At 74.0% G+C, this 20,581-nt stretch carries 14 protein-coding genes; all 14 read right to left on the minus strand.

What is annotated here, in order from left to right; all coding sequences use genetic code 11:
• Positions 1-13: 13 nt before the first annotated feature.
• The 14 genes from OG294_RS34220 to OG294_RS34285 all read right to left on the minus strand — a co-directional run bounded on the left by OG294_RS34220 (position 14) and on the right by OG294_RS34285 (position 20,427).
• The gene (locus tag OG294_RS34220) at positions 14-787 is read right to left on the minus strand and encodes a GNAT family N-acetyltransferase (protein WP_442789277.1); all 774 of its coding nucleotides are present in this window, start codon (positions 785-787) and stop codon (positions 14-16) included.
• 227 nt (positions 788-1,014) lie between these two features.
• A complete protein-coding gene (locus OG294_RS34225) occupies positions 1,015-1,653 on the minus strand; it encodes a LutC/YkgG family protein (RefSeq protein WP_327070436.1) in 639 nt (212 codons plus the stop codon).
• Positions 1,650-3,104, minus strand: a complete 1,455-nt coding sequence (locus tag OG294_RS34230) for a LutB/LldF family L-lactate oxidation iron-sulfur protein (RefSeq protein WP_327070437.1) — start codon at positions 3,102-3,104, stop codon at positions 1,650-1,652. The genes OG294_RS34225 and OG294_RS34230 overlap by 4 nt, the downstream gene beginning before the upstream one ends.
• Positions 3,101-3,835 (minus strand): (Fe-S)-binding protein, encoded by a 735-nt coding sequence (locus tag OG294_RS34235; RefSeq protein ID WP_327070438.1) that lies wholly within the window; start codon positions 3,833-3,835, stop codon positions 3,101-3,103. Before OG294_RS34235 ends, OG294_RS34230 begins: the two co-directional genes overlap by 4 nt.
• 213 nt (positions 3,836-4,048) lie before the next feature.
• The gene (locus OG294_RS34240; protein WP_327070439.1) at positions 4,049-4,522 is read right to left on the minus strand and encodes a DUF5709 domain-containing protein; all 474 of its coding nucleotides are present in this window, start codon (positions 4,520-4,522) and stop codon (positions 4,049-4,051) included.
• Positions 4,523-4,701: 179 nt separating this feature from the next.
• Complete coding sequence (locus OG294_RS34245; protein WP_327070440.1) at positions 4,702-5,589, minus strand: TIGR03621 family F420-dependent LLM class oxidoreductase; 888 nt, start codon at positions 5,587-5,589, stop codon at positions 4,702-4,704.
• 7 nt (positions 5,590-5,596) lie between these two features.
• Positions 5,597-8,719: a condensation domain-containing protein gene (locus OG294_RS34250; RefSeq protein ID WP_327070441.1), complete on the minus strand. Its 3,123-nt coding sequence runs from the start codon at positions 8,717-8,719 to the stop codon at positions 5,597-5,599.
• A gap of 23 nt (positions 8,720-8,742) precedes the next feature.
• On the minus strand, positions 8,743-10,332 hold the full coding sequence (locus OG294_RS34255; protein WP_327070442.1) for an amino acid adenylation domain-containing protein: 1,590 nt from the start codon (positions 10,330-10,332) through the stop codon (positions 8,743-8,745).
• Between the two features lie 51 nt (positions 10,333-10,383).
• Entirely contained in the window at positions 10,384-10,572 is a 189-nt protein-coding gene (locus OG294_RS34260) for an MbtH family protein (protein ID WP_327070443.1), read from the minus strand.
• Positions 10,573-10,616: 44 nt separating this feature from the next.
• The gene (locus OG294_RS34265) at positions 10,617-11,363 is read right to left on the minus strand and encodes a thioesterase II family protein (protein ID WP_327070444.1); all 747 of its coding nucleotides are present in this window, start codon (positions 11,361-11,363) and stop codon (positions 10,617-10,619) included.
• On the minus strand, positions 11,360-14,566 hold the full coding sequence (locus OG294_RS34270) for an amino acid adenylation domain-containing protein (protein ID WP_327070445.1): 3,207 nt from the start codon (positions 14,564-14,566) through the stop codon (positions 11,360-11,362). The genes OG294_RS34265 and OG294_RS34270 overlap by 4 nt, the downstream gene beginning before the upstream one ends.
• A complete protein-coding gene (locus OG294_RS34275; RefSeq protein WP_327070446.1) occupies positions 14,563-16,752 on the minus strand; it encodes a beta-ketoacyl synthase N-terminal-like domain-containing protein in 2,190 nt (729 codons plus the stop codon). Before OG294_RS34275 ends, OG294_RS34270 begins: the two co-directional genes overlap by 4 nt.
• On the minus strand, positions 16,752-20,114 hold the full coding sequence (locus OG294_RS34280) for a non-ribosomal peptide synthetase (RefSeq protein ID WP_327070447.1): 3,363 nt from the start codon (positions 20,112-20,114) through the stop codon (positions 16,752-16,754). The genes OG294_RS34275 and OG294_RS34280 overlap by 1 nt, the downstream gene beginning before the upstream one ends.
• The gene (locus tag OG294_RS34285) at positions 20,104-20,427 is read right to left on the minus strand and encodes a phosphopantetheine-binding protein (protein ID WP_327070448.1); all 324 of its coding nucleotides are present in this window, start codon (positions 20,425-20,427) and stop codon (positions 20,104-20,106) included. Before OG294_RS34285 ends, OG294_RS34280 begins: the two co-directional genes overlap by 11 nt.
• Positions 20,428-20,581: the final 154 nt, after the last annotated feature.

Consider the following 20,581-nt stretch of genomic DNA (forward strand, 5'->3'; position numbering starts at 1 on the left):
AAGACTCTGTCTGTCAGTCCCAGGTCAGATGGATCTCGCGCTCGTAGTTGGCGTACCCGGCGCGCAGGAAGGCCTCGGCCATCGGCTGGTTGCCGACGTCCGTGGTGGCCCGGATGCGGGGAGCGTCGGCGGCGGCCAGGACGCGGGTGCCCTCGGCCAGCAGCTCGTCGATGCAGCCGCGGCCGCGGTGGGCGGGGCGGACGCCGACGTAGGCGATGATCGGGTGGTAGCCGCCCTGGGAGGGGAGCACGAAGCCGACGGGCTCGCCGTCCGCGAGCGTGGCCAGGCGCCACCACTCGCGCGGGCTGGTGTACCGGGCCAGCTCGTCCTCGTAGTGGGCCTCGGCCGCCTGGCGGGGTGTCATGGTCCTCAGGTCCAGCAGGCTGTACGCGTCCAGGGTGCCCGCCAGCACCTCGGTCATCACCGTGAGGAGTTCCTCGGTGTCCTCGAACGGACGGAAGGACAGCCGCCCACTGGGGGCGGGCACCGGTGTGCCGGGACGCCACTCGAAGCGCAGCCGCTCGACGAAGGGCCTCGCGCCGCCGCCCGCCACGATCGCCGTCCGGCCCTCGACGACGCGTCGGGCCACCGGGTCGGTGCGCCAGTCGGCGGGGGCGAAGCGGGTGTAGTTGACCTGGGCGGTGCCCTCGGGGAGGACGGCGGCCCGGGCGGTCTCGAACAGCAGCCGGCCGGTGTCCTGCTCGCCTTCGGCGTAGTCGAGGATGTCGAGCAGGAACGGCGCGTCGTCCTGGCTGCCGCGGCACCACCAGCCGATGCGGGCGAGCACCTGCCCGCCCCGCAGGGCGACCCACAGCCATTCACGGCGGCGGTGGCCGTCGGCGAGGTCCTGGGCGATCTCGTGGTTGAAGACATAGGGGAGCCGGTTGAACAGCTCGACCTCCTGCGGCCCGGCGATCGGGCGCAGGATCAGGTCCTGGGGAACGGGAACCCTCCTCGGGTGGGGGATGCAGGTCGCCTGTTCTACCAGCGGCTTCGAGCGGCGTGCAACGCTATTTACGCCCCGCCGACCAGCAGCACCTCCAGGGTGCGGGGGCCGTGGACGCCCTCCACGCGGTCGAGTTCGATGTCGCTGGTGGCCGAGGGGCCGGAGACGAAGGTCAACGGGCGCCCGGGGTCCAGCCGTTCGAGTGCCTCGGGCAGGTCGCCGGCGATCTGTTCGGCGCGCAGCACGCACAGGTGGTAGTCGGGCACCAGGGTCAGCGCGCGCCGGCCCTGGCCGGGGCCGCCGTCCAGGACCAGGGTGCCGGTCTCCGCGATGCCGACGGCCGCGGTGGAGAGGACGGCGTCGGCGGCGTCGAGTTGACGCAGCGTCAGCTCGGGCGGGTCGAAGAGCACGGCGAACGCACCGGCCGGCCGCCAGTGCGCCGGGAAGCCCGCCGGGATCACCACGTTCGCCGCGCCCCGGGCGGTCAGCGCCTCGGCCAGCGCGGCCGGTACCTCGCGCTCGGTGTCCACCCGCCGCACCGTCGCCCGGTAGTCGGCCACCCGCTCGGCGAACCGGCCGACCACATCCGCTCCGGCGTGGCTGCGCCGGTACCCGCGCGGGACGGGGACGTCCTCGGGCCGCTCCTCGGCGGGCACGTCCGCGAGGGCGGCGCGGATCCGGGCCAGGACGGTCTCTCGGCTGCTCACTGAGCGCTCTCCTCCTCCGGTCGGGTCCGCTGCCACCAGGCGCGGAAGGACTCGGCCGGCGGCACCGGCAGGTCGCGGGTGTCGGACCAGGCGTGCAGCGGTCCGGGCAGGCGGCCGATCCGGCCCCGCCGCCCGAGCAGCCGTCCGCCCGCCGCACCGGCCTTCTGGGCCAGGCTCAGGCGTTCGGGGGAGGAGAGCACCTCGGTGGCCGCGCGCATCAGCAGCGACTCCATGGTCGGCACCGTCCGTCCGCGTTCGGCGTCCACCACCCTGGCCCGCAGGTGGACCAGCACCTCGGGGATGTCGATCTTCACGGGGCAGGCGTCGTAGCAGGCGCCGCACAGGGTGGAGGCGAAGGGCAGCGAGTCCGCGTGGCCGGGGCCGGCCAGCTGCGGGGTCAGGATGGCGCCGATCGGCCCGGGGTAGACCGAGCCGTAGGCGTGGCCGCCGGTGCGCTCGTAGACCGGGCAGACGTTGAGGCAGGCCGAGCAGCGGATGCAGCCGAGCGCCTGGCGGCCCACCTGGTCGGCCAGCGTGGCGGTGCGGCCGTTGTCCAGCAGCACCAGGTGGAACGCCGACGGTCCGTCACCCTCGTGCACGCCGGTCCAGGCCGAGGTGTAGGGGTTCATCCGCTCGCCGGTCGCGGAGCGGGGCAGCAGTTGGAGGAAGACCTCCAGGTCGCCGAAGGCGGGCACCACCTTCTCGATGCCCATCACGGTGATCAGCGTCTCGGGCAGCGTCAGGCACATCCGTCCGTTGCCCTCGGACTCCACCACCAGCACCGTGCCGGTCTCGGCCACCGCGAAGTTGGCGCCCGAGACGGCGACCTTGGCGCGCAGGAACCGTTCGCGCAGGTGCCGGCGGGCGGCTTCGGCGAGCGCGCGGGGGTCGTCGGTCAGGTCGGCGGGTGCGTCCGGCATCCTGGTGCGGAAGACCTCGCGGATCTCGGCGCGGCCCAGGTGGATCGCGGGCACCAGGATGTGCGAGGGCCGGTCGTCGGCCAACTGGACGATCAGCTCGGCGAGATCGGTCTCGTGCGCGGTGATGCCCCGGGCGGCGAGCGCCTCGTTGAGGCCGATCTCCTGGGTGGCCATCGACTTGACCTTGACCACCTCGCGCTCGCCGGTGGCCAGGACCAGTTCGGTGACGATCCGGTTGGCCTCGGCGGCGTCGGCCGCCCAGTGCACGGTGCCGCCGGCGGCGCTGACCGATGCCTCCAACTGTTCGAGGTAGCGGGGGAGATGGCGCAGCGTGCGGAGCTTGAGCGCGGCGGCGCTGTCCCGCAGCTGCTCCCAGTCGTCGAGTTCGGCGGCCACCCGCAGGCGCTTGTCGCGGATGGTGCCGGTGGCCTTGCGCAGGTTGCGCCGCATCCGGGTGTCGGCGAGCGCCGTCCGGGCCGCCCGGGGGAAGGCGGGGGTGCCGAGCCAGACCAGTCCTGATCCCCCGCTCATCGCGGATCCTCCTCGGTGGCGGCCAGGATCTCGGCCAGGTGCACGGTGCGCACGCCCGTGCGCAGCCGGCCCAGGCCGCCGCCGATGTGCAGCAGGCAGGAGTTGTCGCCGGCGGTCAGCACCTCGGCCCGGGTGTCCAGCACGTGACGCATCTTGTCGGCCAGCATCGCGGCGGAGACGTCGGGGTTCTTCACCGCGAAGGTGCCGCCGAAACCGCAGCACTCCGTGGCGGCGGGCAGTTCCACCAGCTCGATGCCCTTGACCGCGCGCAGCAGCCGCAGCGGACGCTCGCCGACCCGCAGCAGCCGCAGCGAGTGGCAGGTGGGGTGGTAGGTGACCCGGTGCGGGTAGGAGGCGCCGACGTCGGTGACGCCGAGCACGTCCACCAGGAACTCCGACAGCTCGTGGACCTTCGGCGCCACCTGTGCCACCGCCCGGCGCAGGCCCGGGTCGTCGGCGGCGAGCAGCGGGTGGTGCTCGCGCACCATCGCGGCGCAGGAGCCGGACGGCGTGACCACGGCCTCGTAGCCGGCGAAGGCCTCGGCGAAGCGGCGGACCAGTGGTCGTGCCTCGGCGCGGTAGCCGGTGTTGAACTGCGGCTGCCCGCAACAGGTCTGGCCGAGCGGGAAGTCCACCTGGTGGCCGAGCCGCTCCAGCAGCCGCAGCACGGCCTTGCCGGTCTCGGGGAAGAGCGTGTCGTTGAAGCAGGTGATGAACAGGGCTACCCGCATGGACCCTCCAACCGCATGGGCTCTCCGTTCCCGGGACGGGTGCGGCCCGGGGGCGGTGGGCCCGTGGCGCGCAGCGCAGATCCTTCCACAGCGCGCGGGCGGCGGCAGGCCGAACGGGTGACAGGCGTCCTCGGGGGCCGGGTGACGGGCGTCCTCGGGAGCCCGAGTGACGGCGTCCTTGGGAGGGGCCCTGCGGTGCTGCGCGGGCGGGCCCTACAGCACGCTGTCGCTCTCCTCCGCGATGACGTGCATCGCGGCCTCCTCCGCCGAGGCCGCCGCCCCGTCGATCCCCACGTCCTGGGCGAGCAGGTGGTTCACGCCCAGCTCCGACGTGACCAGCCGCCCGGCCCGCAGGTCGCCGACTTCGCCGTCCACCGGCTCACCGTCGGTGTCGGAGGCGTCACCGATGCCGTCCGTCTCCTCACCGGGCGGCTGCAGGGCCGGGTCGGGCAGCTCCTTGGCCAGGCGCTGGTCCAGTGACTCGCCGTCCACCTGTTCCTGGGCCGTGGTGCCGATCTGCTCGACGGCCAGGGGCCGCTCGGGCGGCGACCAGCCCTCGTCGTACGGATCGGCCTCGCGGGCACTGAGGGTGTCCTCGGGGTCGAGAATGCCCGTGTCGTCGGTCACCTCGCTGCCATCGGGCTGGTACACGTCATCGCCCATGGCGCGGTCGTCCTCGCGTCCCATCTGTGCACCACTCCCTCCGGCGCCGGCCGGATTCCTGTTCTGCCTGCCTGTTCCAGGCTGGAACACCTGACCCGTCCCGGCACGCCGAGAGCCGGGACGGGCGGGGCAGCGGGCAAAATACCGGTGTCCGTGCGGCGAAACGTCACGGACTGTGCGCGACCGGTCGCCGGGGGCGACCGTCAGCGTCCTGCCAGCAGCGCGATGACCGGCGCGAAGGCGGCCATGTCGCGCTCCTGCACGCTGACGTAGGAGAAGCCGTAGCGCTCGCGGCGGGCCAGCAGGTCGGCCGCGATCTCCTCCGCGGTGCCGATCAGCAGCGTGGGGGCCCGCAGGATCTGCTCGGTGCCGAGGTACGGCAGGCGGCGGCGGGCGGTCGTCGCGGCGGCGCGGCGGTCGTCGGTCACCAGGACGGTCTGGACGAAGACGTTGCGCTCCACCTGCGCGTCGCGCGGACCGGCAGCCGCAGCGAAGAACGCCACCCGCTCGTCCATCGCCTCGGCGTCGATCATCTGCAGGGTGCCGCGGTTCGAACCGGTGGCCAGCACGGCGCCGCTGAACGAGACGATGTCCGCCTGCCGGGCGGCCAGCCGCAGCACCCGGTCGCCGTTGCCGCCGATCAGCAGTGGCGGCGCCTGGGCGGGCCGGGCGAAGCCGATCGCGCGCGGCTCCGCCAGCAGGCCGCGCAGTGCGGCGGCGGTCTCGGCCAGCTGCCCGACGCGGCTGCCCGCGGTGCCCCAGTCCAGGCCGGCCAGCTCGAACTCGGCCTTCACGTAGCCGGTGCCGAGCCCGGCCTCCACCCGGCCCCCGGTCAGCTCGTGCGCGGTCAGCAGGTCGCGGGCCAGCAGCACCGGGTTCCAGAAGGCGCTGTTGAGCACGAAGGTGGTCAGCCGTACCCGCTCAGTGGCCGCGGCCGCCGCCACCATGGCGAGGAACGGGGACTGCACGCCGAGGTGGTCGGGGACGGCGATCACGTCGTAGCCGAGGCGCTCGGCGGTGCGGCAGCTCTCCGACCACTGGCCGGCCCCGCCCGAGGGGACCAGGTTGACGCCGAAGCGGAAGTTTCGCATGGGGGATTCAGCTCGTTTCGGTGGTCTTGGTCGGGCCGGTGTTCCCGGTCGGGTCGAGGGAGAGGACCGGTTGGTCGGCGAGCTGCTGGAAGTGGTTCAGCAGGCCGGCCACCTCTGCGGCCAGCTGCCCCGCGGCCTCGGCCGCGAGGATGCCGCTGCGGTAGGCGAGGGTGCCCAGCAGCCGCCCCTCCTCGCGTGCGTTGAAGGTCACGGTCAGCCCGAACTTGTTGGTCGTCTCGTCCTGCAGGTCGTGATCGAGCGAGGTCAGCCGGGCCGCCCCGAGCGTGCCGGACCAGTCGGCGATGCTGACGTTGTTGAGCATGCAGTCGACGTACGGGGTGCGGCCGGCGGAGCGGGCGGGGCGCAGCCGGCGGACCACCTCGTCGAAGGGCGCGCTCTGGTGCTCGAAGGCCTCGATCGCGCTCTCGCGGGTGGCCCGCAGCAGCTCGGCGAGGGTGGTGCCGGGGGTGCAACGCGAGCGCAGGACGACGGTGTTGAGGCACGGGCCGAGCACCTCGTCGAAGGCACCGCCCGCGCGGTTGGCCACCGGCACGCCGAAGGTGAGGTCGTGCTGCCCCGACCAGCGGTGCAGGGCGGCGGCCAGCGCGGTCGCCTTGACCATGAACTGCGATGCCCGCCAGTGCTGTTGCACCGGGAGCAGTCGCTGTGCCAGGTCGCTCGCGAGCGGCAGGGCGGTGCTGCCCGGAGGGAGGGTGGCGGCCCCGTTCAGCCCGAGCGTGCTGGGGGCGCCTGCCAACTGGTCGGCCCAGTACGCCAGGTCCGCCGTCGCCTGCACCCGTCCCGCGCCGACCTGCTGGGCGCGGACCAACTCCCGGTACTGGCGCCGCTGCACGGGCTCGGCGGGCTGCGCCCGGTCCTCGCCCGCCTGCTGGTAGCAGCTGGTCAGTTCGCGCAGCAGCAGCGGGACCGATTCGCCGTCGAGCACCAGATGGTGGACGCACAGGGCGAGCAGCCGCTCGCCGGAGGGCAGCGTGAACAGGCCCGCCGCGAGCAGCCGTCCGGCGGCCGCATCGAAGCGGTCGGCGGCGCCGTCGCACCACCCGCGCAGCCACTTCCGCTGCTCGGCCGCGGTCGTCGTGCTCGACTCCACCTCCTCCACCTCGGGTTCCCAGGCCGGGCCGACCTCCTGGAAGAGGCGGCCGTCATGGTCGACGAAGCGGGTGCGCAGGATCTCGTGCCGGGTGACCAACAGGGCGAGGGCGGCACGCAGCCGCTCCGGGTCCAACTCGCCGTCCACGCGCCAGGTGAGCGGGATGTGGTAGCGCGCGTGCTTCGGGTCCAGCCGCTGGGCCAGCCAGATGCCCTCCTGGAAGCCGGCGGCCGGGAACACCTCGCCCCACTCCTCGCCTTCGCTCCCGCTCTCGTCCTCGCCCTGCGTGGGTTCCACCACGGTGACCAAGGGCGCGGCGCCGCGCTGCCGGTCGACGAGTCCGGCGATGTCGACGAGCCTGGGGTGGCTGAACAGGTCGCGGATCGAGATCTCCACGCCCAGGCGCTCGTTGATCCGGGCCAGCAGGGTGGCGGCGATCAGCGAGTGGCCGCCCAGCTCGAAGAACGAGTCCGCGGGCAGCAGGTCCGGCACCCGCAGCACCTCGGTCCAGATCGCGCCGACCTCCGCAATGGTCGCCGCCGCGACGGTGACCGTCGCGAGCTGCTCCGGATCGGCCGGTGCGGCGAGGGCCGGGGCGACGCCCGGGTGGCTGACGGCGGGCAGCAGGGCCAGCGCCTCGGCCAGCGTGCGGTTCGGTGCGGCCACCAGGTCGGCGATCACGGTCAGGTAGTCGCGGGCCAGCGTGTCGGTGGTGGTGCGGCCGACCGAGCCGTCCGAGTTCATCCAGTGCATCCGGAGGCCGCCGCTGCCCTCGGTCATCAGCACGGTGAGACGGAAGTTGGTCACCGTCGTCGGGTCGAGCATCGACACCGAGCAGCGGGTCCCGTCACCCACGAGTTCGAAGGCGCTGACGTCGAATCCGTCCTCGGCGAGGGTGTTCCAGTGCCGGAAGACGACCTGCCGGTTCTGCTCCCGGCGGGCCGGACCGAGCAGGTTCGCGCTGCGCAGGATGGCGGGCAGCGGCAGCGCTCCGTGGCGCAGGCCCGCGCGGATGGTCGCGCGCAGCTCGCGCAGCAGGTCCGCATAGCTGTCCTCGGGGCGGATGCGCTGCCGGAGCGGCAGCGTGTTGACGAAGTAGCCGACCCGCCCCTTCAACTCCGCGTCCGGACGGCCGTGGTAGGGCGTGGAGACGATCAGGTCGGCGCTGCCGGTGTGGTGGTGCAGGGTCACGAAGAAGGCGCCGAGCAGCACGGTGAAGGTGGAGACGCCCAGCTCCACGGCCAGTTCACGCACCCGCTCGGCCAACTCCGGTTCGACGGGGACGGGCCACTTGCTGGCCTCCTCCGCGCTGTCCGCCGCGTCCGCCGCGTCCGCCGCGTCCATCGCATCCGCCGCGTCCGCCGCATCCGCCGGGTCCGTCGCATCCGGCAGCAGCCGGGGCGCCGACAGCTCGGCCAGCGCCTCGCGCCAGTACGACCGCAGCGGCTCGCCGCTCGCCCCGTCGGCCGCGGCCCGGGAGCGCCGGGCGTGCTCGATCAGCGGCGTGAGGTCGTCCGGCGGCGCCAACTGCTCGCCCGCGTAGGCCCGGCGCAGCTCGTCCAGCAGGACGGTGACCGAGGTGCCGTCCACGGTGATGTGGTGCACCGCGATCAGCAGCACCGTCCAGTCGGGCCCGGTCAGCAGCTCGACCCGGGACAGCGGGCCGGCGGCCAGGTCGAACGGGACGCGGGCCGCTGCCAGGGCCGCCGTGCGCGTGGTGTCCACCTCGCGCACGGTGACCGGCACGGTCTCCTCGGTGGTGCCGGACCAGTCCAGGCACATCATCCCTTCGGCACCGCGCGCCACCCGGGACCGCAACTCGGGGTGGCGTCGCATCAGTTGGGCGACGGCCCGGCGCAGGCGGGGCAGCTCCAACTCGCCGTCGACCACCAGGGCGAGCGAGACGGTGTGCTCCCAGCGGGCGGGGGCTAGCTGCCAGGTCACCCACATCGCCTCCTGGTTGACCGACAGCGGGAGCTGGGTCGCAGGGATCGCCGGGGTCGGCACGGACTGGTCCATCGGGTCCTCCTGGGGGCCGTGGGTTAGCGCAGCCGCGCGGCGAGCGCGCGCTTGTCGGTCTTGCCGGCGGGGCTCAGCGGCAGCTCGGGCACGTGGACGAACCGTCCGGGCACCATGAAGGCGGGCAGCGCGGCCCGGGCGTGGCCGGTCAGCCGCTCGGCCAGGCCGGCATCCGGCGCGCCGCCGTCGGGGGCGGTGTAGAAGGCCACCAGCATCTTCTCGCCGACCCGGCTGGTGGTCGGCACCACGACCAGGTCGCCGATGCCGGGGGTGGCGCGCAGCGCCGTCTCGACCTCGCCGATCTCGATCCGGTAGCCGTTGATCTTCACCTGGTCGTCCGCACGGCCGGCGTACTCCAAGGCGCCGTCGGCCCGGAGCATGACCAGGTCGCCGCTGCGGTAGTAGCGGCGGGGCTCCTGGCCCGGCAGTGCGAGGACCGGGTAGCGCTCGGCGTCGAGCTCCGGCCGGTTCAGGTAGCCGATCGCCAACTGCGGTCCGGCCAGGTAGATCTCGCCGATCTCGCCGGGCTCGGTGAGATCGCCTTCGGGCGTAAGGACGGCCAGCTCGAAGCCGTCCAGCGGCGGGCCGATGTTGAGTGCGGGGTCGGCGGACCCCGCGGGGGCGGGGGAGCCGATCGGCACGTCGATCTCGGCGGGCAGCAGCTGCCGGCCGGTGGCGAAGACGGTGGTCTCGGTGATCCCGTACACGTTGACGAACGCGGTGTTCGTGCCCAGGACCTGGCGCCACTCGCGGACGGCGTCGATGTCCGCCACCTCGCCGCCGAAGATCACGTAGCGCAGCGCCTGGGCCGCCTTGGCACCGGCGGTCGAGCCCGGGGCGGTGGCTGCCCGGGAGAGGTAGCGGAAGGCCGAGGTGACCTGGTTGAGCACGGTCACCTGCTCGGCGGCGAGCAGGTCCAGCATCGCCTCGGGGGAGCGGGCCGCCTGGGCGGGGACCACCACGAGCTTGGCGCCGTGGGCGAGGGCGCCCCACAACTCCCCGACGGAGAAGTCGAAGCAGTAGGAGTGGAAGAGCGTCCACACGTCGCTGCTGTCGGTCTCCAGCAACTGGTCGAAGGCGGCCAGCAGGGCGGTCACGTTGGCGTGCGAGACCTCGACGCCCTTGGGGGTGCCGCTGGAGCCCGAGGTGTAGATGACGTAGGCCGGCGCCTGCGGGGACACCTCGACCTCGTCGGCCCGCGGTGCGTCGTCCGCCCAGAGGCCCGGGTCGATCGTGACGACCCGCTTCGCCGCCGGGACGGTGGTGCCGTCGGCGCCGGGGTCCGCGTCGGTCAGCACCAGGTCGACCGAGGCGTCGTCGGCCATGTACTGCACCCGCTCGGCCGGGTAGGCCGGGTCGAGCGGCACATAGGCGCAGCCCGCCTTCAAGGTGGCCAGGATCGCGACCACCACCGCGTTGCCGCGGGCCAGGTGCAGGCCGACCCGGGCGCCGGGGCCGGCCACCTCGCGCAGGATCACCGCCGCCAGCCTGGCGGCCCGCTCGTCGAGCTGACGGTACGTCAACTCCTCGACGGTGTCGCAGACCGCCGGGGCGCCCGGCCGCAGCGCGGCCTGCTGGGCGAATATCTGGTGAAGGCAGAGTTCTGACTGCATGGAACTTTTCCCACTCCTCGTCGGGGCTGACAGCGTCGGACCGGCCGGGGCTCAGCGCAGGCTGAGCGGACGCAGATCGGTCCAGATCTCCTTGATGCGGGCCAGGCACGCGGCCTTGTCGCCCGTCACGCCGACGCCCTGCCAGCCGGCCGGCAGCTCCCGGCCCTCGGGCCAGAGGGAGTACTGCTCCTCGTGGTTGCGCACCACGAGGTACTGGCGGTCGTCGCCATCCTCGAACATCTCGAGTCCTTACCTGTACGGGGTCGGTGAACGGTCGGGTCCGGTCAGACCTGCTGGAGCAGGTCCGCCGTCAGCAGGCCGAGCAGCTCGGGGCCGCTCGGACCGGTGGGGAAGAAGTGGTCGCCCGGGAGCATCCGCAGGCTGAACGCGCCATTGGTGTGGCTGCGCCAGGCGTCGAGCTCGGACTCCGCGACCGTGGTGTCGGCCAGGCCGCCGTAGACGCTGATCGGGATCGACAGCGCCGGGCGCTCCCGGTAGCGGTAGGTGAAGTCGAGCTGGAAGTCGGCCCGGATCGAGGGCAGTGCCAGGCGCAGCACCTCGGGGCGGGCCAGCACCTCCTCGGGCGTGCCGCCGAGCGCGACCATGATCTCGGCCAACTCCCGGTCACCCAGCCGGTGGTAGGGCAGCGCGGCGCTGCCGAGCCGGGGTGCCCGGTGGCCGGCCGCCACCAGGGCGAGCGGCGCGTGGCCGGCCGAGTCCCGCAGTCGGTCGGCCAGTTCGAAGCCGATCACCGAGCCGAGACTGTGCCCGAAGATCACCGTGGGCAGCGCGGGCTCGGCCAGCACCGCCTCGGCCAGGTCCTCGGCCAGCGGGTCCATCAGGGTGTACAGCGGCTCCCGCAGCCGGCCGCCGCGGCCGGGCAGTTGGACGGCGCAGACCTCCACCTCGCTCGGCAGCAGCTCGCCCCAGGAGCGGTACATCGCGGCGGCGGCACCGGCCCCGGGCAGGCAGAGCAGGCGGATCCGGGCCCCGGGGCGCGGCGGGAAGCGCAGCAGCCAGCGGTTCCTCACGGCGTTCCCCCCTGTCGCAGCCGATCGGCCAGCTCCCCGATGGTGGGGTGGTGGAAGAGCTGGCTGACGCTGATGGCCAGCCCGGCCTCGCGGGCGCGGTGGACCACCCGGATGCTCTTCAGCGAGTCGCCGCCGATCTCGAAGAAGTCCTCGTCCACGCCGGTCTGCGGGCGGCCCAGCACCTCCGCCCAGATCTCCGCCAGGGTGCGCTCCAGCTCGTCGCGCGGCCCCGTCGGTTCGCCGCAGCGGTGCCGGTCGGGCAGCGGCAGCGCCGCGCGGTCCACCTTGCCGCTGGAGTTGAGCGGGAAGCGGGGCAGCACGACCAGGTGGCCGGGGACCATGTAGCGCGGCAGCTGGTCGCGCAGCCGTTCGCGCAGGACCGCCGTGAACCCGTCGGCCGTCCCGGCACCGGCGGTGAGCACCAGGTAGGCGGTGAGCGCCGGTTCGCCGCCGGGGGTGGCGGCGGGGGTGGTGGTGACCAGCGCGTCCTGCACCTCGGCCTGGTCGCGCAGCACGTTCTCGATCTCGCCGGGCTCGATCCGGAAGCCGCGGACCTTCAGCTGGTGGTCGTTGCGGCTCAGGAACTCGATGGTGGCGTCCGCCCGCCAGCGCACCAGGTCGCCGGTGCGGTAGAGCCGGGCACCGGGGGTGTCGCCGTAGGGGTGCGGCACGAAGCGGTCGGCGGTCAGCTCGGGCCGGCCCAGGTAGCCGCGGGCCAGCGCCACCCCGCCGAGGAACAGCTCGCCGGGAACGCCGACCGGAACGGGCCGCAACTGCCCGTCCAGCACGTACACTTCGACGCCCGCGATGGGGCGTCCGATCGGCACCCGGGCCTCGCGCAGGGCACCGGAGCCGGCCGGTGGCGGCGGGCACTGCCACTCGGTGACCTCGATGGAGGCCTCGGTGGGCCCGTAGAAGTTGGTCAGCCGCACCGGCAGCCGGTCCAGGCAGCGCTGCGTCAGCTGGGCCGGCAGCGCCTGCCCGCTGCAGAAGACCCGCTGCAGCGACTTGCACCGCTCCAGGTCCGGCTCCTCCAGGAAGGCCTCCAGCATCGGCGGCACGAAGTGCACCGTGGTGACGGCCTCGCGCTCGATCAGGTCGACCAGGTAGCCGGGGTCGCGGTGCCCGTCCGGCGCCGCCATCACCAGCGTCGCGCCGGCGGTCAGCGGCCAGAGCAGCTCCTGGACCGACACGTCGAAGGTGTACGGGGTCTTCTGCATCACCCGGTCCGCCGGGGTCAGGCGCTGGGAGTCCTGCAGGGCGTGGATCCGGTTGGCCAGCCCCCGGTGCGGCACGCCCACCCCTTTGGGCTCGCCGGTGGAGCCGGAGGTGTAGATGACGTAGGCCAGGTCGTCCGGGTCGACGCGGGCCGCCGCGGGCGCCGTGGCGGGCCCGGTGAGGGTGTCGACCGCCAGCACCGGCACCCCAGCCCCGGCGAAGGAGTCGGCCAGCTCGGCCGTGGTCAGCACCTGGGCGGCGCCCGACAGGCGGACCAGCTTGGCCAGCCGCCCGGCCGGGTCCTCGGTGGACAGCGGCAGGTAGGCGCCGCCGCCGCGCAGCACGGCCAGGATCGCGGGCACCAGCTCCAGCCCGCGCGGCAGGCAGAGCGCCACCACCTGGCCCGGGCGCGCGCCCTGCTCGGCCAGGCGGGCGGCGATCAGCCGGGCCCGCTCGGTCAGTTCGGCATAGCTCAGCCCGGTGCCCTCGAAGGCCACCGCGCCGCGCTCGGGCGTGGCCTCGGCCTGGCGCTCGATCAGCTGGTGCACCGGCAGGTCCCAGGCGTGCGGTTCGGCGCTGCGGCTCCACTCCCGCAGGATCTGCTCGGCCTGCGCCGGGCTGAGCAGCGAGAGTTCGGCGGCCTTCGCCTCCGGCCGCTCCAGCGCGTCGTCCAGCAGGTTGCGGTACTGCTCGGCCATCCGTGCCACGCTCGGCGCGTCGAACAGCTCGGTCCGGTACCGGATGACCGCCAGCGCGCCGTCCCCGCGCGGGGTGATCTCCAGCCAGAGGTCGCTGAAGGTGGTGGCCGGCCGCGCCGGCAGCACGTCCACCTCGACCCCGGCCAGCTCCGGGAACGAGTTCGGCTGCTGGAGCGCGAACATGTGCTGGAACAGCGGGTCGTGGCTGGCCGTGCGGTCCAGCCGCAGCGCGGTCACCAGCTGCTCCAGCGGCACGCCCTGGTCGCCGATCGCGGCCAGCGTGGTGCGCCGGGCGCGCTGCAGCAGTTCGGCGAAGCTCGGGTCGCCGGTCAGGTCCATCCGCAGCGGCAGGGTGTTGACGAACATGCCGATCAGCGACTGGGCCGCGGAGCTCGTGCGCCCGGCCGAGGGACTGCCGATCACCAGGTCCTGCGCGCCGGAGAGCCGGGAGAGCAGCAGGGCGTAGGCGGTCAGCAGGGTCATGAACGGGGTGACCCGGTGCCGGCGCGAGGTGAGCAGCACGCGCTGCCACAACTCGGGCTCCAGGGTGAACGCGTGGACGGCGCCCTCGTAGCCCTGGACGGCCGGGCGGGTGTAGGTGGTGGGGAGTTCGAGCACGGCCGGCGCCCCGGCCAGCCGCTCGCAGAGCCGCGCCAGCGCCTGCTGGGCCGGTTCGCCGAGCAGCTCCGTCCGCTCCAGCTCCGCGTAGTCGGCGAACTGCATCGGCAACGGGTCGAGCCGGGGCGTCTCACCGGCCCGGTAGGCCGCGTAGAGGGTGGACAGCTCCAGGTGGAAGCGGGCCATCGACCAGGCGTCGCCGATCGCGTGGTGGCAGATCACCGCCAGCCCGTGGTCCTCGGCGCCCAGCCGCAGCAGGCTGGTGCGGATCAGCGGGCCGGTGGCGAGGTCGAACTCGCGCAGGGCCTCCTCGGCCACCAGGATGCTGGCCCGCTCGGTCTGCTCGGCGGCCGGGACGCCGGTCAGGTCGATGACGGGCAGGGGGAGTCGCAGCTCGGCGGCGATCAGCTGGTGCGGCTCGCCGGACTCGGCCGCGAAGGTGGTGCGCAGGATCTCGTGCCGGTCCACCAGGTGCTGGAGCGAGCGGTGCAGCGCGGCGGTGTCCAGCGGGCCGCGCAGGCGCAGGGCCGAGACCAGGTTGTAGGCGGCGTTGCCGCCGGTGAAGTGGTCCAGGAACCAGAGCCGCCGCTGGGCGAAGGAGGCCGGCGCGGTCCTGGCCGGCGACCGTCCGGCGCCCGGCAGGCCGCCGGTCGGGTCGGTGTCGGTCACGAGGTCCCCCGGGTGTCGTCGGCGGCCTCGGAGGCCTGCAGGGTGGTGAGCAACTCCTGGATCACGACCGCGAATTCGGTGACGGTGGGTGCGTCGAAGATCGCCTCCAGCGGCGGCGCGACCCCGAAGTCGTCCTCGACCAGCGAGAACAGCTGCACGGCGGTGAGCGAGTCGCCGCCCAGCTCGAAGAAGTCGCGCTCCGCCAGGTCCTCGGTCTCGCCCAGCACCTTGGCGAAGAGCACCGCGAGCCGCTCCTCGATGGACGCGCTGTCCTGCGCACCCCCGGCCGGCTGCTCCGCCGGGGCGCCGGTGACGGCGTCGGCAGCAGCAACGGTGGCGGTGACGGCGGTGACGGCCGACGCGTCCGTGTCCGGTGCGGTGAACGGCTCGGGCCGGATCAGGTGGTGCCGGCGCTCGAACGGGTAACTGGGCAGCGGCACCCGGTGGGGGAGCGCGCCCTCGTGCAGGCGGGCCCAGTCGACCGGGCTGCCGTCCTGCCAGAGCCGTCCCAACGCGCCCAGCAGGGAGGCGCGTTCAGCCGTGGGAAGCTCCAGCGCCAGCCGGTCGAGCAGCTCGCCCGGCGTGGCGCTCCCGGGGGCCTGGGAGACCGGCGCCGTCGCGGTGGCCGACAGCGCCGCGATCGCCTCGGCGCGGTCGGCGCAGACCACGTGGCGGCGGTGCGCGAAGGCGCGCCGGCCGCTCTGCAGCGTCCAGGCGACGTCCGCCAGCGGCTGCTCGGGGTGCTGCTCCAGGTGCCGGGCCAGCCGCTCGGCCATCGCGACCAGCGCGGCCGGGGTCCGGGCGGAGAGCACCAGCAGCTGGGCGCCCTCGTCCCGCGCGGCCCGCTCGGCCGCGCGCGGCGCCTCCTCCAGCACCACGTGCGCATTGGTGCCGCCGATGCCGAAGGAGCTGACGCCGGCCCGGCGTGGCCCGGCCGAATCCCAGGCGCGGTGCTCGGTGTTCACCGTGAAGGGGGTCTTGGCGAAGTCGATCACGGGGTTGGGACGGTCGAAGTGCAGGGTGGCGGGGATCGCCCGGTGTTCCAGCGCCAGCGCGGTCTTGATCAGCCCGGCCACGCCGGCGGCGGTGTCGGTGTGCCCGATGTTGGTCTTGGCCGAGCCGAGCAGCACGGAACCGGCCGGCACCTCCTCCTCGGCGCGGAAGGCCTGGGTCAGCGCGGAGACCTCGATCGGGTCGCCGACCGGGGTCCCGGTGCCGTGCGCCTCGACGTAGGAGATCGAGGCGGCGCTCACCTCGGCCGCCGCGTGCGCGAGCCGGATCACCTCGCTCTGGCCCTGCACCCCGGGCGCGGTGAAGCCGGCCCGCTCGTGCCCGTCGTTGTTGACCGCGGAGCCGCGGATCACGGCGTGCACGTGGTCGCCGTCGTCCAGCGCGTCCTGCAGCCGGCGCAGCACCACCACGCCCGCGCCGTCGCCGCCCACGATGCCCTTGGCGCCCGCGGAGAAGGTGCGGCAGCGGCCGTCGGGCGACATCGTGCCGCCCTCCACGTAGCGGTAGCCCGAGCGCGGCAGCCGCAGCGTGATCCCGCCGGCCAGCGCCATGTCGCAGTCGCCGGCCAGCAGTGCCCGGCCGGCCTCGTGGACGGCGACCAGCGAGGACGAACAGGCCGTCAGCACCGCCATGCTGGGCCCGGTCAGGCCGAGCTTGTAGGAGATGCGGGTGGCCAGGTGCTCGGGCTCGTTGGAGATGGTCAGCGTCAGGGCGTCGACGCCGGGGAACCGCTCGGCCTGGGCCTGGGTCAGCGCGGCGTAGCCGTTGCGGCCGGTGCCGGCGTAGACGCCCACCGTGCCGGGCGTGGCGCGCGGGTCGTAGCCCGCCCGCTCCAGGGCCTCCCAGGCGCACTCCAGGAACATCTGGTGCTGCGGGTTGAGCAGGGTGGCGTCGCGGGAGGAGAACTGGAAGAAGTCCGCGTCGAACTCGCCCACGCCGTCCACGATGCCGTGCATCGGCACGTAGCGCGGGTCCTCCAGGGCCGCCGGGTCGTGGCCCCAGGCGCGCAGCTCCTCGGCGGAGAAGGCGCGCACCGAGTCCACCCCGGCCGTCAGGTTCGCCCAGTACTCCTCGGGCGTCGCGGCGCCGGGGAACCGGCACGCCATGCCCACGATGGCGATGTGCGTGTCGTTCTCGGCGGCGTAGTCGTCGCTGCCGTAGTCCTCGCCGGTCATCAGATCGTGTCCTTCGGTGTGCTGTCGGCGAGCTGTGAGGTCTCGTCGGGGGTACGGGCAGGGGTGGGGCGCCGGTTCTGGGCGCGCAGCGACTTCAGTCGGCTGCTGCCGCGCCGCAGGCGGTCGGCGGCGGGGGCGGGGTCGGCGGCCGTCGGGGCGGCATCGCCGGTCGCGGCGGCGGGTGTGGCGGCGGGTACGGCGGGCTGGGCGTCGAGCCGGCGGGCCAGGGCGGCGATGGTGGGGTGCTCGAAGACGGTGAGGATGCTCAGCTCCTGGTCCAACTCCGCGGCCAGCGCCTCGCGGACGGTGGCCAGCAGCAGCGAGTGGCCGCCGATGTCGAAGAAGTTGTCCTGGGTGCCGAAGTTCTCGTGCCCCAGCGCCTTCGCCCACACGGCGGCGATCCGCTGCTCCAGCGGGGTGCGCGCGGCGCCCTGCGGCACGGTCCGGCCGGCCAGTGGCACCGCCTGTCCGGCCAGCGCGTCGCGGTCGACCTTGCCGTTGGCGGTCAGCGGCAGCGCGTCCAGCACCTGGTAGTCGTGCGGGCGCATGTAGCCCGGGAGTTGGCGGCCGACCTGCTCGTGCAGCTCGGCCCGGTCGGGCGGGCTCGCGGGGTCGGCGAGCACCAGGTAGGCGGTGAGGACCGGTTCGGCCGTCCCGTCGGGCCCGGCCGGATCCGCTGCGACCAGCGCGACGATGGCGTCCCGCACGCCGGGGTGGGCGCGCAGGATGTTCTCGATCTCGCCGGCCTCGATCCGGAAGCCGCGGATCTTCAACTGTTGGTCGTTGCGGCCCAGGAAGTCGAGAGTGCCCTCGGGCCGCCGGCGCACCAGGTCGCCGGTGCGGTAGAGCCGGGCGCCGGGGGTGCTGCTGAAGGGGTGCGGGACGAAGCGGTCGGCGGTCAGCTCGGGCCGGCCCAGGTAGCCGCGGGCCAGCGCCACTCCGCCCAGGTACAGCTCGCCCGGCAGCCCGATCGGCACCGGGTTCAGCTCCTGGTCCAGCACGAGGGCCTCGACGCCCGCGATCGGCCGGCCGATGTCCGGCAGGGCGCCGCGGCCGTGCGTGTCGGGCGCCACCGGGCCGGAGGTGGCGACCACCGTGCCCTCGGTCGGACCGTAGTTGTTGACCAGCTGGAACGGAAGCTCCCGGGACCCGATGCCGCGCAGCCGGTCGCCGCCGGTCAGCACCGAGCGCGGGGCGCCGCCGGCCGGCCAGGGCGCGGCGGCGATCCGCTCGACCAGCGGAGTGGGCACGAAGCAGCTGGTCACCTCGCGGTCGACCAGCCAGTCGGTCAGCTCGCCCGGGGACAGCACGGTTGCGGCGTCCGGCACTTCGAGGGTGGCACCGGCGGCCAGCGCCGGCCAGATCTCCCAGACCGAGGCGTCGAAGCCCGGAGCGGCGATCAGCGTGCTGCGGTCGCCCGCGGTCAGGCCGAAGGTGCGGTGGTGCCAGGCGACCAGGTTGGCCAGCGCCCGGTGCTCGATCATCACGCCCTTGGGCAGGCCGGTCGAGCCCGAGGTGTAGATCACGTAGGCGAGGTCGGTGAGCCGGGCGCGCGGCACCGCCTCGGCGGCCGGAGCCTCGGCGGCCAGCGCCTGGGCGAGCGTCAGCACCGTCACGGTGTCCGGCAGTTCAATGTCCTGATGGTCCGTCAGGACCAGCAGCGGGCGTGCCTCGGAGAGCACTGCGGCCAGCCGGCCCGGCGGGTTGGCCGGGTCCAGCGGCAGGTAGGCGGCACCGCTCTTCAGCACGCCGAGCACGGCGACGACCAGCTCCGGTCCGCGCGGCAGGCAGGTCGCCACCAGGGCGCCGGGCCGGGCGCCCGCCGCACGCAGCCGGGCCGCCACCAGCTCGGCCCGGCGGTCGAGTTCGGCGTAGCTCAGCGACCGGTCGGCGGTGCGCACCGCGATGGCCTCGGGCCGTTCGCGGGCCTGCCGCTCGACCAGCGTGTCCACGCACTCGGCGCCGGGCGCCGGCGGCGCCTCGGCACCGGCCAGCACGGTGCGCTCCTCCTGGACGCCGAGCAGCGGCAGCCGGGCCAGCGGCGCCTCCGGTGCGGCCAGCGCCGCGGTCAGCAGTCGCTGGAACCGCTCGCCGAGCAGTCCTGCGGTGCCCGCCTCGTACACGTCGCTCTGGTAGCTCACGTAGCCGCCGGACTGCTCCGGGCCGAGGGCCACCTGCAGGGTCAGCTCGAACTTGGCGGTGCTGATCCGGATCGGCACCGGGCTCGCGGTCAGGCCGCGCGGACCGGTTACCGCCGTGGTGGCGCTCTCATAGCTGAAGGCGTGCTGGAAGATCGGGTGCCGCGAGGTGGTCCGCTCGGGCTGGAGCTCCTCCACCACCTGCTGGAAGGGCAGATCCTGGTACTCGTGACCGGCCAGGAAGGTGTCGCGGACCTGCGGCAGCAGCTCGGCGAAGGTCATCCCCGGGCGCAGCCGCACCCGCAGCGGCAGCACGTTGACGAAGAGTCCGACGACCCTTTCGGTCTCCAGCCTGGTGCGGCCGCTGACCGGCACGCCGATCACCACCTCCGCGGTGCCGGCCAGCCGGGCCAGCAGCACGGCGTACGCGCTGAGCAGCACGGTGAACTTGGTGACCCGGTACCGGGTGGCCAGGGTCCCCAGCTGCTGGGCGAGTTGCGGGGAGAACTGGAAGGGCCGGGAGGCCCCGGCGCCGCTCGGCACCGCCGGGTGCGGCCAGTCGGTCGGCAGCGAGAACTGCTCGGGCGCACCGGCCAACTGCTCCCGCCAGTAGGCCATGGCCTCGGCGCGGCGCGGTCCGGCCAGCATCTGGCGCTCGGCGGCGGCGTAGTCCCGGTAGTCGTACGCCTCGACAGCCGGTTCGGCGCCCTGTTCGGGGGCGCCGTCGAGCGCGGCGGCGTACTCCTCGTTCAGGTCGCGCTGCAGGAGGCCGATCGACCAGCCGTCGACCACGATGTGGTGGAAGGCGAGCACCAGCACGTGCTCCTCGGCCGCGAGCCTGATCAGCCCGGCCCGGAAGAGCGGGCCGCCCACCAGGTCGAAGGTGCTCAGGGCGAGGCGGTCCACCGCCTCGCCCAGTGCCCGCTCGCGGGCGGGCGCGGGCAGGTCGGTGAGGTCGGTGACGGGCAGCTCCACGGTCAGCCGCGGCGCGATCCGCATCATCGGCACGCCGTCCACCAAGGGGATGGTGGCGCGCAGCAGGCTGTGCCGCTCGGCCAGCCGGGCCACCGCCCGGGTCATGGCGGGCAGGTCGAGCGGGCCGCGCAGCCTGGTGGCCTGCGGCACGTTGTACTCGCTGCTGTCCGGGCGCAGTTGCCAGAAGAACCAGAGCCGCTGCTGGGCCGAGGAGAGCGGCGAGAGCGGCTGGTGCGCGTCACCGCTCACCGGTGGCCACCTCTCCGGCGAGCAGGGGTGCCGTGTAGCCGGCGAGTTCGGCAAGCGTGGGGTGGTCGAAGAAGGCCGCCAGCGGTATCTCCACCCCGAGCGTCCGGCGGGCCCGGGAGATCACCTGCGAGGCGGTGAGCGAATGGCCGCCCAGCTCGAAGAAGTTGTCGTCGGCGGTCAGGTCGTCGAGGCGCAGCACGTCCTGCCAGATGAGGGTGAGCGCGTTCTGCAGTTCGTCCAGCGAACCAACGCTGGCCGGTGATTCCGGCACCTGCTGTGCGGTGCTGTCCGTCGATTGCCCGTGGAGGGTCATGGCCGCAGGCTTCCTCTCTGTCCGAAGCGTTGTGGGAAGGGGTCAATTCGGGCCTGCTGCAAAGACCTTCACACAGGTTGCGGGGCCTGGCACTGATCCAAAGATTCCCGGCCGGGCAGAGGGAATGCAACCCGTCCTACCCCTTGGGGCGAGG

This window comes from Kitasatospora sp. NBC_01302 (genome assembly GCF_035976515.1).
In the GTDB taxonomy this organism is placed as follows: domain Bacteria; phylum Actinomycetota; class Actinomycetes; order Streptomycetales; family Streptomycetaceae; genus Kitasatospora.

Bases quoted from the DNA above. Each gene is read 5' to 3' on its own strand.
- OG294_RS34230 (WP_327070437.1), bottom strand. From the start codon at position 3,104: ATGAGCGGGGGATCAGGACTGGTCTGGCTCGGCACCCCCGCCTTCCCC.
- OG294_RS34235 (WP_327070438.1), bottom strand. From the start codon at position 3,835: ATGCGGGTAGCCCTGTTCATCACCTGCTTCAACGACACGCTCTTCCCC.
- OG294_RS34240 (WP_327070439.1), bottom strand. From the start codon at position 4,522: ATGGGACGCGAGGACGACCGCGCCATGGGCGATGACGTGTACCAGCCC.
- OG294_RS34245 (WP_327070440.1), bottom strand. From the start codon at position 5,589: ATGCGAAACTTCCGCTTCGGCGTCAACCTGGTCCCCTCGGGCGGGGCC.
- OG294_RS34250 (WP_327070441.1), bottom strand. From the start codon at position 8,719: ATGGACCAGTCCGTGCCGACCCCGGCGATCCCTGCGACCCAGCTCCCG.
- OG294_RS34255 (WP_327070442.1), bottom strand. From the start codon at position 10,332: ATGCAGTCAGAACTCTGCCTTCACCAGATATTCGCCCAGCAGGCCGCG.
- OG294_RS34260 (WP_327070443.1), bottom strand. From the start codon at position 10,572: ATGTTCGAGGATGGCGACGACCGCCAGTACCTCGTGGTGCGCAACCAC.
- OG294_RS34275 (WP_327070446.1), bottom strand. From the start codon at position 16,752: ATGACCGGCGAGGACTACGGCAGCGACGACTACGCCGCCGAGAACGAC.
- OG294_RS34285 (WP_327070448.1), bottom strand. From the start codon at position 20,427: ATGACCCTCCACGGGCAATCGACGGACAGCACCGCACAGCAGGTGCCG.